General features: G+C 69.5%; 2 protein-coding genes. Both read left to right on the top strand.

Annotated elements, in window-relative coordinates; translation table 11 throughout:
- Nucleotides 1-190 (top strand): hypothetical protein (locus E1266_RS39110; RefSeq protein ID WP_207946165.1); only part of this gene is annotated, 190 nt, incomplete at its 5' end.
- 9 nt (nucleotides 191-199) lie between these two features.
- Nucleotides 200-1257, top strand: a 1058-nt coding sequence (locus tag E1266_RS37300; protein ID WP_243719383.1) for a glycosyltransferase, incomplete at its 3' end; no start/stop codon positions are given.

Raw genomic sequence — 1257 nt, forward strand, 5'->3', positions numbered from 1 at the left:
GTTCAGGGTGTCTTCCTCGGGGGGGCGCGCGCAGGATGCGGGGGGAGAGACGCCTTCGAAGAGTGTGGAGTGGGATCCCGAGGAGGGCGGGGAGCGGCCCGCGCCTCCGGAGGGGTGGTACGAGCCCTATGTTCCCGAGGAGAAGCCGGTGGACGGGCCGCAGCCCAAGCCGCGCGGCGATGCCTGGTAGGAGGACGGCGTGCGCAGAATCGTGATCTTCGCGGCTGGGTCGCGGGGGGACATCCAGCCGTGTGTGGCGCTCGGGCAGGTGCTCCGGCGGCGGGGGGACGAGGTGCGCCTCGTGGCGAGTGCGCGGTACTCGCCGATGGTCGTCGCCGCGGGGCTGGAACTCGCGCCGTTGACGGCCGACCCTACGGAGATCCTCGAATCGGATGCCGGTCAGGAGTTGCTGGCGGGCGGACGCAATCCGGTGAAGTTCCTCGGTGGGTTCAGGCGGATATTGGGGCCGATGGCCGAGCGGCTGCTGGCGGAATGTTTGGACGCCTGCAAGGGTGCCGATCTCATTCTGGGGCCGACGCTCGGCTTTCTTCCCCGGCATATCGGCGAGCATCTCGGTGTTCCGTGGGCGCTGATCCATTTTCAGCCGAGTCAGCCGACCGGCGCTTTTCCGCATCCGTTCGTTCCGCGGGCGCGGATGTTCGGGCCGTGGGCGAACCGGGCGAGTTTCCTGGCGGTCGACCAGATCGCGTGGCAGTTGTCGCGGCCGTTCATCAACCCGTGGCGGGAGGAGACGCTGGGGTTGCGACGGCTGCCGGTGCGCGGCAGGCGGGCGGACGGCGGTCCGGTGCTGGCGTGCTTCAGCCCGGCCGTGGTGCCGCGGCCGCGGGACTGGTCGTCCAACGTGCACCTCACCGGCTACTGGTTCCTCGACGAGCCTGATTGGGAGCCTCCAAGGGAGCTTGCGGATTTTCTGGCGGCGGGTCCGGCGCCGGTGTACGTCGGTTTCGGAAGCATGGTTCCGAAAGATGCCGATATGACCGAAATGGTGGTGCGGACGGCGTTGCGGGCCGCCGGTGTGCGCGGCATCGTGCAAGGGGATCCGGACACTTCGGACGAGCACGTTCTCGCCGTTCAGGACGTCCCGCATTCGTGGCTGTTTCCGCGGATGGCCGCGGTGGTGCATCACGGGGGTGCGGGAACGACCGCGGCGGGCCTGCGGGCGGGTGCGCCGACCGTGGTGTGTCCGTTCTTCGGTGATCAGCCCTATTGGGGGGAGCGGGTGGCGTCGCTGGGGGC

Source organism: Actinomadura sp. 7K534, assembly GCF_004348575.1.
Taxonomy (GTDB): domain Bacteria; phylum Actinomycetota; class Actinomycetes; order Streptosporangiales; family Streptosporangiaceae; genus Spirillospora; species Spirillospora livida.